The sequence below is a fragment of the Planctomonas deserti genome, from assembly GCF_003067705.1.
Classification (GTDB): Bacteria; Actinomycetota; Actinomycetes; order Actinomycetales; family Microbacteriaceae; genus Planctomonas; species Planctomonas deserti.
In genome coordinates this window covers 1-519 of the sequence record NZ_QANL01000210.1, presented here as the reverse complement: position 1 = coordinate 519, position 519 = coordinate 1, and the positions used below count along the sequence as shown (strand labels likewise).

General features: G+C 62.6%; 1 protein-coding gene. It reads left to right on the top strand.

Going from position 1 to position 519, the window contains the following annotated elements; genetic code table 11:
• On the top strand, positions 1 to 460 hold a 460-nt coding region (locus tag DAI20_RS20315; protein WP_159085176.1), incomplete at its 5' end, for a 3-oxoacyl-ACP reductase family protein.
• Positions 461 to 519: the final 59 nt, after the last annotated feature.

The window sequence follows — 519 nt, the reverse complement described above, 5'->3', positions numbered from 1 at the left end:
CAACCTGCTGATGCGCATGAAGGACGAGGACTGGGCGTCGATCATCGACACCAACCTGACCAGCGTGTTCCGCACCAGCAAGGCGGTGATGCGCGGCATGATGAAGGCGCGCAAGGGCCGCATCATCAACATCGCATCGGTGGTGGGCGTGACCGGCAATGCCGGCCAGGCCAACTACGCGGCCGCCAAGGCCGGCATCATCGGCTTCAGCAAGTCGCTGGCCAAGGAAATCGGTTCGCGCGGTGTCACCGTCAATGTGGTCGCTCCTGGCTTCATCGACACCGACATGACCAAGGCGTTGCCGGAAGAAGCGCGTACCGCGCTGATCAACGACATCGCCCTCGAACGCCTGGGTTCGCCGGAAGACATCGCCCATGCGGTGGCCTTCCTGGCCAGCCCGGCTGCCGGTTACATCACCGGCCAAACCCTCCATGTGAACGGCGGCATGTACATGCCGTAAGCAAGGGGCGCAGGGATTGCGCCGCAAGTGGTTGATCTGCTGTGGTTTTTGCTGCAATG